At 58.7% G+C, this 15,418-nt stretch carries 9 protein-coding genes; 6 read left to right on the top strand and 3 right to left on the bottom strand.

The genetic code is table 11. The annotated features are described in order from the left end of the window. Positions 1–8: 8 nt before the first annotated feature. From EXY20_RS36445 to EXY20_RS36435, 3 genes are all read right to left on the bottom strand, one after another. Entirely contained in the window at positions 9–2,285 is a 2,277-nt protein-coding gene (locus EXY20_RS36445) for a helix-turn-helix domain-containing protein (protein ID WP_135557356.1), read from the bottom strand. Between the two features lie 54 nt (positions 2,286–2,339). After that, positions 2,340–3,947: an extracellular solute-binding protein gene (locus EXY20_RS36440; protein ID WP_135557355.1), complete on the bottom strand. Its 1,608-nt coding sequence runs from the start codon at positions 3,945–3,947 to the stop codon at positions 2,340–2,342. An 88-nt stretch (positions 3,948–4,035) separates the two neighbouring features. Beyond that, positions 4,036–5,031 carry a glycoside hydrolase family 88 protein gene (locus EXY20_RS36435; protein ID WP_167859773.1) on the bottom strand — a complete coding sequence of 332 codons (996 nt, stop codon included), beginning with the start codon at positions 5,029–5,031 and terminating at the stop codon, positions 4,036–4,038. 283 nt (positions 5,032–5,314) lie between these two features. On the opposite strand from EXY20_RS36435, the gene EXY20_RS36430 reads away from it, so the two are divergent. The 6 genes from EXY20_RS36430 (at position 5,315) to EXY20_RS36405 (ending at position 15,380) form a co-directional block, all read left to right on the top strand. After that, positions 5,315–8,905 carry a fibronectin type III domain-containing protein gene (locus EXY20_RS36430; protein ID WP_135557353.1) on the top strand — a complete coding sequence of 1,197 codons (3,591 nt, stop codon included), beginning with the start codon at positions 5,315–5,317 and terminating at the stop codon, positions 8,903–8,905. Between the two features lie 197 nt (positions 8,906–9,102). Next, positions 9,103–10,176, top strand: coding sequence for a Gfo/Idh/MocA family protein (locus EXY20_RS36425; RefSeq protein WP_167859772.1), 1,074 nt, complete (start codon positions 9,103–9,105; stop codon positions 10,174–10,176). Between the two features lie 636 nt (positions 10,177–10,812). After that, positions 10,813–11,082, top strand: coding sequence for a DUF1294 domain-containing protein (locus EXY20_RS36420; RefSeq protein ID WP_235886375.1), 270 nt, complete (start codon positions 10,813–10,815; stop codon positions 11,080–11,082). A gap of 162 nt (positions 11,083–11,244) precedes the next feature. Then, positions 11,245–12,003 (top strand): GTP pyrophosphokinase, encoded by a 759-nt coding sequence (locus tag EXY20_RS36415; protein WP_135557350.1) that lies wholly within the window; start codon positions 11,245–11,247, stop codon positions 12,001–12,003. 550 nt (positions 12,004–12,553) lie between these two features. Beyond that, entirely contained in the window at positions 12,554–14,230 is a 1,677-nt protein-coding gene (locus EXY20_RS36410; RefSeq protein ID WP_135557349.1) for an ABC transporter substrate-binding protein, read from the top strand. 193 nt (positions 14,231–14,423) lie between these two features. Continuing rightward, positions 14,424–15,380, top strand: a complete 957-nt coding sequence (locus tag EXY20_RS36405) for an ABC transporter permease (RefSeq protein ID WP_235886374.1) — start codon at positions 14,424–14,426, stop codon at positions 15,378–15,380. Positions 15,381–15,418 lie beyond the last annotated feature (38 nt).

The raw sequence follows: 15,418 nt of genomic DNA, 5'->3' as shown, positions 1-15,418 counted from the left end.
GGCGCCGGTTACCCAAGCTCCTTGTACGAGGACGGCGACACGCCGACGACCCGCTTGAACGCCCGGCGGAACGAATGCGTGCTGTTGTAGCCGGTTTGTTCGGCGATCCGTTCGATCGAAAGCGCGCCTTCCGCGATCAGCCGGCGGGCGAGCGACAGGCGCAATTGCTCCACGTAAGAGCTGAACGTTTCCCCCGACTGCTCCTTGAAAAATTGCGACAGGTACGATTCCGACACGTTAAAATGGGAAGCGACGGCATAGCAGCTGAGACTCGGGTCTTGGAAGCGCTCGCCGATATAAGCGACAATATTGTCGAGCAGCCGCGTATTGCGGCTTTTTTTGTTTTTGTCGACCGCCTGGCATAACCGCAGCAGCTGCAGAAACACGGCCTGAAACGGTTTGTCGAGTCCGTCCGTCGGCATGGCGGAAGCCAGGTCCCGCAGCTCGGCGCTGTCCGCCTCCTCAGTCGCGCGTTCGGTGGCGCTCAGCTCGTTTTGCAGCTTCATGACGGTCGCTTTCAGGTCGTTCAGCAGGAAACCGCCGATTTTGCCGGGCAGGTTGCGGGAGACGAAATTTTCGTCGCGCAGATGCCGGACGAGCGGGTACAATTCCGCCACATTGCCCGCCTTGACGACGTTCATGAGGCGGATTTCGATTTCGGTCGGGTAGTAGTAGCCTACATCAACTTTGCTGATGTGCGAATAACGGGCGATCGTCCGCTTGTCTTCGCTGCAGGCACTGATGTGCTGCGCGGCGCTCCTTGCTTCCTGGAACGAATACTGCACATCGAGCAGTTCGCTGTATGCCTCTCCGATCCCGATAATCGGCGCTATCAGGTAACGGTCCTTGATCGCGCCGGCCGCGGCGGCGAACAACGTTTCCGCCTCCGCGGCGGCGGCATCCGGGTCGGTGTGATCGGAGAGAAGGAGAACGGCAAGCTCGTTTTCTTTCATGATCTGCAGCAGGCCGGAGGTGCCGATGTGCTGGCGCACCGTCTCTTCGATCACCGCCCGGAGCAGGCTGAGCTCTTCCAGTATTTCCGTATTCACGGCATGCGCCTGCCGATAGATGTGAATGACGGCAGCGGTGTACGTTCGGCCCCGAATATCGAGCCCGACATACACGAGCATCGCTTTCATATGGGCTCTGTCCTCGAATTCGCCCTTGAACAGCCGTTCGATGAACACGTTCTTGAGCGCGTTCTCCTGTCTGGCGAGCGCATGCTGCATATGGCGGTTGCTGCCCTGCAGCCGGGCGAACGCGGCGGCGAGCTCGCGGAACGGCTTGGACTGGCGGGAGGCGAGCAGCAGCGAGATCAGAATGCCGACGATCAGGGAGACGAGCGTCACCAAGGTCGCGATATTGCGGATATGATTCACCTTGCTCATCACTTCCGCCATGGGGAGCGATGCGACATAGGTAAAATTATTGTAAGCGGACTTGGCATACACGAACAGCCGGTCCTGGCCGTTGACCCTGGCGTGCTGGTAGCCGTGCAACGCGCCGGATACGTCGATAGCGGCCGGAAAGCTCGCGCCGGCATTGCCGGTGATCGGCACGCCGGAACCGTCGAGAATGGCGAAGGCGCCGGAATCGGGCTGTTCGTCCAGCTTGAACAGCCGAATGATTCGCTCTTCTTCCACGGTGAATACAATGACCGCCTGGTTGTCCACGCCGGAGCCGAGCGGCAGCGACGTGACATAGGTGATGACGGACGTCGGCCGTCCGTCGATATAAGCCTGACGGGCGGGATATATGGCGCGGAACCGCGGTTTTCGGAACAGGTCGTCGTACCACGCTTCGTAAGGAATCCCTTCGTAATGAAACACATCCCGGTAAAACTCGCGCGTCGACCCGGACAGCTGGTTTTTGGAGAAAACGAGGTCGCCCGTCCGGACGACCAGAAAAAACGAGTTGCCAAGCGAGTCGCTGATGGCGGCGCGGGTGCGCAAATCTTTGAAATAGTCCCACAGGTCGAACTGCAGCGACGAGCTTTGGTCCGGAATGGGGGTATGGAACAAGGCGCTGAGCCGCGGATCGAAGGACAGCTGGATCGATGTTTCATCCATATTGTTCCAGTAATTGTCCATAATATCACGGGCCTGCTCCAGCACGGCCAGCTTGGCTTCGCGCGACTGCTGCTCCACAATGGCGGCCGCCTCGTGATAGGTCAGACCGGAGAGCAGCATCGGAATCAGCAGCATAATCAGAAGCGAAAGCAGCACATTGCGGAAAATGCGCTGCGAGCGTTTGTCGTGACCGTTCTGCAGTATGGTTTGCAGCATCTTATCGGACCTCGCGGCAAATGGTGTCGTCCCCGGTGCGAAGGCGGCAAGGCGTTATTGCGCCCGCACGTAGGCTCGCGTTCTCAGTTGAATGACTTCGTCCAGGCCGGCGTCGTTCGCCGCCTGCAGGAATGATTGCCAATCCTTGTCCTTGTCCGGATCGAGCACGCCCATAATAAACTTCAGCCAATATTCGTCGCGTACGCCGTTCAGCACCGCTTCCAGCCGGGCTGCGCGTTTGCGTTCGTTTTCGGTGAATTGCAAAATCGGTTCGACCGGACCGTAGTAGCCGGGCTTGTTCAGCAGCACGCGCGAAATGTCGAGCTTCGGCTTCGAATACGTCTCGTTGAACGACGGATGGAACGTGATGAACCCGCCATACCCGATCAAACCGATGTTGATGCCGTAATTCGGCAAGCTGTCGCCAATCGGCTTCAGCGGCGTCGTCATGTTCGGCAGCAAGGCCGGGACGCCGTCCTTCATCGTATAGGTAACGCCTTCTTTGCCATATGTATACCAGCGCTTGCCTTCTTCCGTTTGCGTCCAGTCGAGATAGTCGAGCAGCCGGTCGACCTTCTCCGGGCTCGTCCGTTTGTTGATCGCCGGCCCCCAGTAGGAATAAAGCGAATCGCGCTTGTACAAAATTTCGTTCGGATCGTTGGAAGGGTGGTCGTAATTGTCGGCCCACACCCAGTTCACGCCGGGAACGGCGCTTTGCAGCATGTTGTTGTACGCCGGATCGACCGCCGTCGGCATGATGACGGAGTGCCCCTGGGCGACCAGCTTCTTGACCTGTTCGTTGGAAGCGGTTGCGAAATTTTTGAGCATCAAATTTTCGGCGTACATCTGGTGCAGAAACGACAGCAGCGGCCGGCTGAGATCGGTCGCCATCGGATAAGCCGTAAAGGCATTCGTTTTCGGATCGACGAACGACGTCCATTGCAGCAGCAGTTCGGGCATGCCGAACAGTTGGAAAAAACCGCTGATGCCAACCAGCGGCGAAGCGGCGCTCGAGTTGGCGACAATCGGGATCAGGCCCGTTTGCCGCTTCAGCGTGCGGAGCGTCGACAGCATTTCGTCCGGCGTATGCGGAAACGTCAGCCCGTAGCGGTCGAACAGGTCTTTGCGGTATTGCCAGCCGGAAGAAGCGGGAATGGTGCGCTGGGAAGGCAAAAAATACAAGTAGCCGTCGGAAAAGCGGGTCGAACGGAACACGGTGTCCCATTCCTGCGGCGTCCAGTTGCTAAGGTAATGGGGGAGCCGCTCCTTCAACTCGCGCTGCGTAAACGGCCGCAGCAACCCGGAGGCCATCCATTCGACCGATTTCCATATATCGCGCGTATACGGCATAAAATCCGGCCCTTCGCCGCTCGCGAGCTGGAGCGTCACTTTCGTCGCCCAGTCGTTGCGGGGATAGTCCGTTGCCTTGAATACAAGATTGAATTTCTCCTTCAGCATCTTCGCTTCCAGATCGTTCCGCAGCTCGGCGGGATCGGTGATCGCCCGGGAGACGGTGACGGTCAACTCCTTGGCGTACTTGCCGCCCCCCGGCTGAAAGGCTGCTGCTGCTGCCTCCTTGCGGACGAGTGCCGTTTCGCGACCGGTGCAGCCCGTCAGGACGACGATGCCGATCATAACCCACGCTATCGCTCGTTGACGCACGGCAAAAAATCCTCCCTTGCTGTCGCTCCGTATGCTTAGTATAAGCGGCAAACGGGCAACAAGCTAGAGGGGATTGGGAAGGTGAAGGTCAGCGAACCGGGCCGGTCAGCTCGCTGACAAAATCGGCTTCGACGCTGGCGAGTATAAAGGCGCCGATGCCGTTCAGATCCGGAACATCCGCTCCGTTAGCGCCTTCGTCTCCGGCGGTTGCGGCGTCCGGTTGTCCGTCCGGGCAACGCGGCCCGCCGCTGCGGTCTTCCGCCGCCCATTCGGTCAGGATGCCTTCGTAGGCGCGGCGGGCATAATGGCCGAACGTGCGGGGAATATGCCCGTTGCGCGCCGCTTTGAACAGGGCGTATACGAACAGGCAGGAGAGCTTGGCGATGTTTGCTTCTTCGGATCGGCTGCCGCCTGCTCCGGGCGGCTCCTGCCAGAGGCCGGTCATCGGCAGCTGCGTCCGGATCAGCAGCCGCAATTGGTTTTGCAGGACGGCCAGCAGCGGCTGCCGGTTCGGATGGTGCACAGGCAAAAAGTCGAGCAGGTCGACGACCGCCATCAGAAACGTTCCCGAAAGCGGATTCGCTCTTTCCCCCGACTCCATTCGTTCGCCGTCGTATCCATGGGAAAGCAGAAGCGAACGAGCGACCGTCTCCAGCAGCTCCGGTTCGCCGAACAAGACGGCGTACTTCCCGAAGAACGGCGCCAGTTTGCAGGTTGCGTCGGTGCGGCTTTCCGCGACAAAGGCGGGTTCGTGCCCGTGCCGATCCGGTTGCGCCAGCGCGGGCAGCAGCTTCGCGCGCGCGCGTGCGGCTGCGTGCCGGTATCGTTCCTCGCCGGTGCGGCGGTACAAAAAAAGCAGCGCTCGGGCGCTTCCGATATGACACTCGCTGCTGTCGCCGTCGATCAACGAGTCGACTTTATGGCGCAAATAGTTGAGATAATCGGCCTGTTTGGTCGTACGCCAAACATATTCCACGCCTTGCAGCGCGATATGGCAGTTTCCGCTTTTCCATTGCTCCGCAAATGCGGATTCGCGCGTCATCAAGGCGCGCGCCACTCGTTCCGACCACGATAATCGTCTCATAGCTGTCCCTCTCTTTTTCATTCCTCTGCGACGACTGGCCTGTGGGCAAGGCAACCCCATGTAATATGCATCGATCGTAACGAAGCGAGGGCGCCGGGCGCAAGGTACATCTATTCGCGAAGCGTACCTTTGCAGCGAATTTTGTCCGATTTTCGGAAAATTTGTTGAATCGTGGCGAAATGCCGGGTGGATATTGGCGAGCATATGTGCTTCTTGACGAATACCTTCCTGCGGTTATACGTTGATCTTGTTCTACAGTCCATCTATCAGGAGGAGGGTGTCCGTGAAGCGTTTGCTGGGATCGTTCCTGTCGTTCGTTCTGTTCGTTTCGTTGCTCCCGTTTGCCGGGACAGCCGCTGCCACCTCGATCGGCATCGGCGACATCGCACTTCGTTTGACATGGGCGCAGCCGCTGACGTATGCGGTGTATGACGATTTGCAGCCTGATCGGCCGGTGTACGTGAACGACAGCGCTACCGTCTACACGGAAGTCGGCCCTTATGCCGGCCTGTCGTATATTCGCACCGGCGGCAGCCCGCACAAAAACGAGTCGGCCAAGTCGTTCCTTTCGTTTACGATCGACCGGGACGCTACGGTGTATGTCGCATCGGTAACGGACGCCTCGTACCGGGAGTTGTTTAATGCCGAATACTGGCTTGCGCCGCAATACGGTTGGGCGTATACGGGCGACATCGTTCACTCGGCAACCAAGGATACATACGGCGATATCGTCGCCGAAACGGCTTACCGCGTTTATGCCCGCACGTTTCCCGCCGGCACGGTGACGCTTGGCGCGGGCAACGCGGCCGGCTACAGCGGCTTCGGCAATATGTACGCCGTCTTCGTCGGACCGGCGGTCGGCACGCCGCAGCCGCCGGCGCTGCAGCCGGAAGTGGTGCCGGGGGCGATTCCGGCCTTCCCGGGAGCCGAAGGCGGCGGCAAGTTCGCCACCGGCGGTCGCGGGGGCGACGTCTATTATGTGACGAACCTTGACGATTCGGGACCGGGGTCGTTCCGCGACGCAGTCAGCCAAGGCAATCGCACCGTGCTGTTCCGCGTATCGGGCACGATCGAGCTGGAGTCGATGCTGTTCGTCACCGCCTCGAACCTGACGATCGCCGGCCAGAGCGCGCCGGGCGACGGCATCGCCTTCAAGAAGCACCAGGTTTATTTCCAGGGCGACAATCAGATCGTGCGTTTCCTTCGCTTCCGTCCGGGCGACGGCGCGGGCACGGATACGGACGCCGTCTCCGGCGGCAACCGCGAGCAGGTTATTTTCGACCATATTTCGGCCAGCTGGGGAACCGATGAAACGGCTTCCTTTTACAATGAAACCAACTTCACGTTGCAGTACAGCCTGCTGGCGCAGCCGATCGTGCTGTCGGGCGTGGAAGGCAAAGGATTCCACGGCTTCGGCGGCATCTGGGGCGGGGAGAACGCCACCTACTATTACAACCTGCTCGCCCATAACGACAGCCGCAACCCGCGTTTTACCGGCAAATCGATGGACGTGCGGAACAACGTGCTGTACGACTGGGGCTACAAAAGCATGTACGGATTCAGTGAAGCCGGCAACATGATCAACAATTATTACAAAGCCGGCATCAGCACGACCGGCCTCGCTTCGCGGGTGCTGGGCGCGGCCGACAGCCTCGATGCGAGCATCGCGCTGACCGGCAACGTGGCGGTCAAATACGACGGCACGTACGAGGTCAGCTCGCACCCGAACAATATTGGCGCCGGCGTCATTACGAACCCGGGCGCCTTTACGGACGCGCCGTACGCGATGCCGAATCCGTCGCCGCAGGACAGCGCGGAAACCGCGTATCGCAAAGTGCTCGATTACGCCGGCGCCAGCTTGCGGCGCGATGCGGTCGATCTTGCGATGGTCGGCGACGTGGAGAACGGGACGGGCAGCCTGATTTATACCGCGGAGACGGTGACGCCGGAGCAGCAAACGTCGATCGACGCCCGGCATATGACGAAAGCGGCGCTTGTCTGGCCGACGCTGCAAACGGCGGAGGTGCCGGCCGATACGGACGGCGACGGCATGCCCGACGTATGGGAGCGGGAGCATGGGCTCGATCCGAACGATGCGACGGACCGGAACGGCGATTTTGTCGGCGACGGATATACGAATCTGGAGACGTACCTGAACGAGTTGACCGCTCCCGCGTTTCCGGCGGGTACTGTTCCCGCCGTGCCGGTTTATGCCGCAGCGGGCGCGCCGACCGGACTGAAAGCGACGGCGCAGGATGCCGACTCGGTCAAGCTCGTCTGGAATACGACGGCCGGAGCGACGGGGTACAAGGTGTACCGCGCTTTGACGCCGAACGGCGCTTACAGCTTGCTGACTTTGACGGCGCTTGGCGCTGCGGCTTATACGGATACGGGGCTGACGGCGGACAGCGCCTACTATTACAGGGTGACGGCCGTGGCCGCCGGGGGAGAGTCGGCTCCTTCGCTGCATGCGGCCGCCGTCACGAAGCCGCTGCGCCAGCCGCTGGCGGTTGGCTTCGAGGATGGCACGGTCGGTCAGCCTTATGCGGCGCCGGCCGATTGGCCGGCCGCGTGGACCGTGGCGAACGGGCCGGGCAGCGGCAGCCGCAGCTTGGCGATTCCGAACGGCGGAGCGGGGATGCTGACCTACGATTGGACGCAGACGGCCGACCGGGCGCATCTGCGTTTCGACTACAGCCGCGAAGCGAATTTTGCGCCGGACAAGCTGCTGATTTATACGGGCGGCAGCTATGTCCAGACGATTACCGACGCGACGTACGGCTTGAAATACAGCGCCGCGGGCGGCGACGTCAACCTGCTGCCGGGCTTTCAGCTGAACGAGTGGTATACGATTGCGCTTGATTTCGATTTTGCCGCCGATCGGCTCGTCATTCGCACCGGTCCGCAGGATGGAGCGCTGACCGTGCGGTACGACGGCGCTTATTCCGCCGCCAGCGACAAAATCACCGCCTTGCGTTTGGTGTCGCAGCGGGCGGCCGGCCGCGTGTTTCTCGACAACGTCACGGCCTGGAACGGGCCGGCGCAGCCGACCGGGCTCGCCGCGACGCCGCGCCGCAACGAAGTGCAGCTCGCCTGGGACGCGGTTCCCGGGGCGACCGGTTATTCGGTCTACCGCGCGGACGACGCGGCGGGGCCGTACCGGAAGCTGGCGACCGGCCCGATCGCCGGCACGTCGTACACGGTCAAACGGCAGACGACGGATGCCGAGCAGTTTTATCGCATTCGCGCCCAAGGCGCCTCCGGCGAGGACGAGTCGATCTTCTCGGACGCCGCCGCGGTAACGGTAGGCGGGCCGGAGTGGCCGCTCGTCGTCGATTTCAACGACGGCGCGGTTGGCCAGCCGTATGACGCCTACCCGGCGAGCTGGCCGGCGGCGTGGACGGTTGCCGCGGTTCCCGGCGGCGGGGATCTGAGCCTTGCCGTGCCGAAGGATGGCGCCGCCATGTTCACGTACAATTTCGTCAGCCCGGGCGATACGGCGCATTTCCGCTTCGATTATGCGCGCAGCGCCAGCTTCACGGGCGACCATCTGCTGCTCTATACCGGGAGCAAAACGGTGCAGCTGACAAGCGACGCGACTTACGGGCTGAAGCTGTTTTCGGGCGGCGTCTACACGAATCTGCTGCCGGCGTTTACGCTGAACGCGTGGTATACGTTCGATGTTCGGCTCGATTTTGCCGCGAATACGCTTGTCATCTCGGCCGGTCCGAAAGGAGGCACGCTGACGCCGGTCGTCAATCAGACGTACAATGCGGCGCTGACGGAAGCGGATCACAAGCTGAGCGCGTTCCGCATCGTCAGCCAGCGGGCGAACGGCAGCGTTTATTTGGACAACATCGAGGCGTCGCGTTAGCAGATGTGAAATAAGGCATCCCCACCCGAATGCGGAGATATGGCAAACTGCTTTGGTGCCGCCTGTTGGCTCGGCTGTCGCTATCGCTGGCATGAATGGCTTGATCGGCAATGCAGGGTCGGCGGACCGGCGTTTATGATGGAGGCAGCAAGCGCTGTCGCAGCAGGGCGGCGCGAATCGGGGAGGCGTTATATCGGATGAGCGGCGGCAAACGCATCGGGGTGCTCGGTTTTGCCCATGGGCACGTGACGACATATTGCAAGGAATGGTTAAACGATCCGGAGCTTGGCGTTACGGTTGCGGCCGGCTGGGATCACGACGCTGTCCGGCTGGAGACAGCGCGGGCAACGCTTGGGCTGGAGCCGTACGTTTCGGCGGCGGAGCTGCTGGCGCGCGGCGATATCGACGCCGTCGTCATCGGCGCGGAAACGTCGCTGCACGCGGAGCTTGTCGAGCAGGCCGCAGCCAGCGGCAAAACGATCGTGCTGCAGAAGCCGCTCGCGCTTACGCTCGGCGAAGCGGAACGCATCGTTGCCGCCGTCAAGCGGCACGGCGTGCGCTTCACGATGGCGTGGCAAATGCGCGTCGACCCGCAGAACGCGGCGATCAAAGCGATGCTGGCGAGCGGCGAATTCGGCCAGGTGTTTATGGTGCGGCGGCGCCATGGGCTGCCGATGGGGCTCAACGCCGATTTTGCCGACTCGTGGCACGTGAACCCGGGCTACAACCGGGACATCTGGGCGGACGACGCTTCGCATCCGTTCGATCTGTTCCTCTGGTTGTTAGGGCTGCCGGAAAGCGTAACTGCGGAGATCGCGTCGCTGTACAACCCGCGCATTCCGAACGATAACGGGATCGCGATTTTCCGTTATCCGGGCGGAGGGCCGCTGGCAGAAGTGAACGGCTCGTTCACCTGCACCGCGGCGGAGAACACGATGGAAATTGTCTGCGAGAAGGGCACGATCGTGCAAAACTACGGCGACGCCGTAAGCTGCAACGTGCCTCGGCCGGATGGCGGCGGCGCGGGGCTGAAGTGGTACAAGCCGGCGGACGGCAAGTGGACGGCGAGCGACATCGCGTCGCCTCCGGCGCATAGCCGGCGAATCCAGGGTCTGGCGTTGCCGCTGGCCGAATTCCTGCGCGGCGAGCGGGAGCCGATCGCCACGGCGGAGGAAGGGCTGGCGGCGCTGCGGATGGTGCTGGCGTCGTATGTGTCGTCGCGCGAAGGGCGCCGCGTTCGTCTGGACGACCCGGCGATTGCGCAGGTGTAGCCGGCGGTTTGGGCATGTTAAAGCAGAAGAGCCGCTCTGTGGGCGGCTTTTCTGCTTTTTGGTTTCGAGTCAGCCGCGGCCGACGATAGCTTCCTGCCCGTTGCGGCAGAATTGCTGCAAATTGTACAACAATTTCAGCCGATCAGCGGCTTGTTTTGCAAATTGTTGTATTCTGTACAACAATATAATCGGTAAAGGCAGGAAACGAGCCATTTCAGCAGAAATTGCTGCAAAATGTACAACAATTTTGTTTTTGAGCCAAACAAATCGGTGAGTTGTTGCAGATTATACAACAATTCACGAAGTAGCTCAGCCGCCCGCCCCGCACCGAAGTTAGAGTAGCCGACCCGTCGCCCAGCGAAAAATAGCCCACAAAAAATGGCTTATTCCCCCTCAAAACGCCGCTCACTTGAAAATAGCCAGCAAAAACACAGGCTATTTCAGTTCAATTCCCCCATAACCGGCTTTCCCGATCGAATAGCCAGCGAAAACACTGGCTATTTCCCGCACGCCAGCCATTTTGAGCCAAATAGCCAATAAAACATGGCTTATTTCAATATTTCAAACCGCCACCGGCGCCACCTTTGCGCTGCCGCCCTGCAAAATGGCATAATGGAAACGGGAGGGACGGATCGCGTGAAAATCGTCGTCTTGTATTTGCTGATCGTCAACATCGTCGCCTACTTCGTCATGAGGCACGACAAACGCCTTGCGCGCCAGCGCGGCCGGCGCGTCCCGGAGAAAACGCTGTTCGGCTACGCCGCTTTCGGCGGGGCCATGGGCATATGGCTCGGCATGCGCGTCTTCCGCCACAAAACGAAGCACATCTCGTTCCTGCTCGGCATTCCGGCCTTGTTTGCCGTCAACGTCGCGTGCGTTTGGTATTTGGCAACGTTTTTGGCCTGAGCATCGTCGTTTATTAATATACCGTTCATAAACGGACGCTATACTGGATGAGCGAGCAGCAAGGCGAATGCAAGCATGCAAGAGCGATTGAGAGCCGTTATGAAACCAACAACGATTGCCATACGTAGCAGGAAAGCATTGAAGACCGAAAGGAGCTTGCCGATGAACGCTCTGCAGGTGCAGCAGCTGAAACAGTTCAAGCACGACATTACCCGGTTTATGATGATGTACAAATTCGCGCTGGACGCGCTCGAAACGAAGATTGAAATTTTGAAAGAGGAATTTCAGCTGCTTCACGACTACAACCCGATCGAACATACGAAGTCGCGGCTGAAATCGCCGGAAAGCATCATGAAGAAGCTGATGCGCAAAGGCGGCGACTTTTCGTTCCACAGCATCAAATACCATATCCAGGACATCGCCGGCCTGCGCATCACCTGCTCGTTCCGTTCGGACATTTACCGCATTGTGGACATGCTGGGCAATCAGCGCGACTTGACGGTGATCCAGGTGAAAGATTACATCAAACACCCGAAGCCGAACGGCTACCAAAGCCTGCACCTGCTGCTGGAGGTGCCGGTCTTTATGTCGGACCGCGAGGAGCGCGTCTGCGTCGAGGTGCAAATTCGCACGATCGCGATGGATTTTTGGGCAAGCCTCGAGCACAAAATCTTTTACAAATACAACGAAGACGTTCCGTCGCGGCTGCTGCTCGAGTTGAAGGAGGCGGCCGATTCCGCCGCGGCGCTGGATCGCCAGATGGAGCGGCTGCACCGGGAAATCGAAGAGCTCAAGGAAGAACGGGCCGGCCATGGCGAAGACGACGTGCAGCAAATTGTCATCAACAACCAGCAGTTTGCGCTGCCTTCCGTCCTGCTCGAGCTGATCGGCGAAACGGCGGCGGGCGAAAGAAGCAAATAACCCCCTGTTCATCCATAAAACGGTTGTCAGCCGACGAGGCGGGCAGCCGTTTTTTTGCTGCTTCACGATGAAAGCGTTTTACCAATGTAAGGAAACTTGCCGTCAATTTCAGAAAAGCGCTTTCATTTTCATGGAAGCGACATATAAGAAAATTACCCCAATTTGCTGCAAAAGCAGCTTCGTTCCGCTGTTTCCGTACGTTTGGCGGAAGAAAAGGGGAATATTCTTAGGAAAAGGTCAAATTTATTAGAACCGCAAATTACTACATTTTTCACGGTTGCGCCATTAGCGGTTATCATGTACAACTGAATTAAAACTATGGTTTCAAAAACATGACACGATTTGGAATCAAAGTTGCTGCAAATGTACCGCGGTTCGCCCGCAGACGTACGCAGAAGTATCTGTGATCCACATGCTGCATTTTTCGCTACTCCTCATTACTTGACGGCAAGCAGTCACAACGAAGCTCCTGCTTTCTTCATTTGAAGGAAACAGTTGCATATGGCAGTCGGCAAAGCCGGCGCCAGTAACCAAAACGGGGAGGTTAGACATGAAAAAAGCAGTGGCAATGGTGTTGTGCGTCGTATTCCTCATCAGTATTGTAGCAGCATGCAGCAAGTCCGATTCCGGTTCCAAAGACAAGGGCAGCAGCGGCAACAACACGGGCAACGCCGTTTTGTCGTCGACCGCAACGCCGCCTCCGGCCATGGGGGACAAAGTGCTTAACGTCGGGTACGGTCCGAAGGATAAACTCGACTCCGCTTGGGCGGACTACGGCGGTTTCTACAAAACCCAAGTGTTCCGCAGATTGTTGATGCTTAACGACAAGGGAGAGCCGGTCAACAAAGACCTTGCCAAAGATTATACGGTATCTTCCGATAACCTGACGTACACGTTTACGCTCCGCGACGACGTCAAATGGCATGACGGCAAGCCGTTTACGGCGGAAGACGTGCGCTGGAGCATTGCAACCGCGATCAAGGCAACGTCGCTCAACAGCGTATTCGCCGGCGCCTTCGCCAAAATCGAAGGAGCGGCCGACTGGAAAGCCGGCAAAGCCGACAATTTGAAAGGCGTTACCGTCGACGGCAACAAAGTCACGATCAAGCTGACCGAGCCGGTAGGCGTATTCCTGCTCGTCATGGCGCAATGGCCGCCGTATCCGAAGCATCTGCTGGAGAAAGAAGATCCGGCGAAGATCAACCTTGCCAACTTCTGGCTCAAACCGATCGGCAACGGCCCGTACATGGTGACGGACGTACAGCCGAACAACTACGCGATGCTGGAGCTGTTCAAAGACTACTACGGCACGAAGCCGAAAATCGAAAAAATCAAGCTCAATACGTACACCGAAGACAAAATCGTCACCAAAGCGCAGGCAAACGAGCTTGACTACGTTCAGGTCATGAGCCTGGAGCAAATTACCGAAGCGATCAAAAACCCGGCTTACAAAGCGTATCCGGTCGACATCTTCTTCGACCGCTACCTGCAGGCGAACATGACGGGCAAGGACGGCAAAGGCAACGCCAAAATCGCCGACCTGCGCGTTCGTCAGGCGCTGATGTACGCGATCGACCGCAAGGCGCTCGCCGACAAGCTGTTCAAAGGCCAGGCCGAGCTGCTCGAAACGAAAATTCCGTCGAAGCTGCCGGAATTCGACAAGAACGCAACGACTTACGCCTACGATGCGGAAAAAGCGAAGAAGCTGCTCAAGGAAGCGAACTTCGACTTCAACCAGACGATCAAGCTGCAATACTACTACACGGACCAACAAACGATCGACTTGATCGATACGATCAAGTACTACTGGCAGCAAGTCGGCGTTAAAGTCGAAACGTCGCTGATGACGGGCGATCTGGTCACGCTGATCTACAACACGCGCGAATACGACTTCCTGTATGCCGGTCTTTCGGCGATGGCGCTCGAAGAAGCATACTCGCTCTTCCATACGGACAGCGCGCTCGGCATGCAAGTGCTCGGCGGCGACAAAGCCGGCTGGGATCCGCTCATTGACAACCTGAGAAAATCGGTCGATCCGGCCAAGCGGAAAGAAGCGGTCGCCAAGCTGCAGGAGAACGAAGCGAAGTACTTGTGGCACATGCCGCTGTTCTCGATCAAACAATACGTGCTGGTCAACGAATCGCGTCTGAAAACGGCCGGCATCTACGGCAACGAATGGACCAACTACGACCGCAAAGTAGAGACATGGGAATTGAAAACGAAGTAATGCTTTGACACCTACAGCGCACGGTAAAGACACCGCAGAATTCGCCGCAGCAAGAGCCTTTACCGTGCGCTGCTTTGTTATACCTCCATCCGGAGGTTTTCCTAATACTGCGATCGCGAACGCAGACAATCGGTGCGGCGCGTGAGCGCACGCACGATGGCTGCTTCGCCGTCTCGGGCGAGGAGGGGATGCCGTGCTTAAATATTTTTCGTTTCGCTTCTTATCGATTATTCCAATGCTGTTCGTGGTGGTCGTCATTATTTTTGCCGGTTTGCAGCTTACGCCCGGCGATCCGATGAACTACTTGATCTCGCCGGAAATGATGAGCTCGCCCGGCTTCGACATGGAAGCCTACAAGAAGGCGATGGGGCTTGACGCGCCGGTTTACATCCAATTTTTTCATTGGTTAGGCGATTTGTTCCAAGGTAATTTCGGCTACAGCCTCGTTGACGGCTCCAGTATCACAACGATGATCAAGAACCGGCTTCCGGCCACGATGGAACTGGCCGCCGGGGCGCTGATCGTTTCGTCCGTGCTCGGCATTCTGCTCGGCCTGCTGTCGTCGATCAAACAAAATTCGTCGGCCGACTACGGCATTACGGTGCTCGGCATCGTCGGCATTTCGATTCCGGAGTTTTTCGTCGGCATTATCGCGATTCAGATTTTTGCCATCGAGTTCGGCTGGCTGCCCGTCGGAGGCAGGTTCGAATACGCCGATTCCGGCTTGTGGGACCGCATTACCCACTTGGTCATGCCTTCGCTGGTGTTGGGCTTCGCGTTGACCGCGGCGCTGATGCGTTACACGCGCGGCACGATGCTCGACGTGCTCGGCAAGGACTATGTCAAAACCGCGCGCAGCAAAGGGCTGCCCGAATGGAAAGTCATTACCAAGCACGCCTTCCGCAACGCGCTTATGCCGGTCGTGCTGCTGCTTGTGTTTCGTCTGCCGCTGCTTATCGGCGGTACGGTCGTGATCGAAAGTGTATTCAGCTGGCCGGGCATGGGCGGCATGATTCTTAACGCCGTATCGGCCAAAGATTATCCGGTCGTTATGGTCGCCACGATGATGACGGCAGGCATGGTGCTGTTCGCCAGCTTCCTGGTCGATCTGATTACGGCGATGCTGGACCCGCGCATTCGGTTCGACTGAGAGCACGGCAAGTTTTTACGCTTCCTGCAACATTCGAA

This window comes from Paenibacillus cymbidii, assembly GCF_004764705.1.
Taxonomy (GTDB): Bacteria; Bacillota; Bacilli; order Paenibacillales; family NBRC-103111; genus Paenibacillus_AN; species Paenibacillus_AN cymbidii.
Note: the sequence above shows the minus strand (reverse complement) of the source record. Positions and strands in the feature narration are given on the sequence as shown.

Bases quoted from the DNA above. Each gene is read 5' to 3' on its own strand.
- EXY20_RS36445 (WP_135557356.1), bottom strand. From the start codon at position 2,285: ATGCTGCAAACCATACTGCAGAACGGTCACGACAAACGCTCGCAGCGC.
- EXY20_RS36435 (WP_167859773.1), bottom strand. From the start codon at position 5,031: ATGAGACGATTATCGTGGTCGGAACGAGTGGCGCGCGCCTTGATGACG.
- EXY20_RS36425 (WP_167859772.1), top strand. From the start codon at position 9,103: ATGAGCGGCGGCAAACGCATCGGGGTGCTCGGTTTTGCCCATGGGCAC.
- EXY20_RS36415 (WP_135557350.1), top strand. From the start codon at position 11,245: ATGAACGCTCTGCAGGTGCAGCAGCTGAAACAGTTCAAGCACGACATT.
- EXY20_RS36410 (WP_135557349.1), top strand. From the start codon at position 12,554: ATGAAAAAAGCAGTGGCAATGGTGTTGTGCGTCGTATTCCTCATCAGT.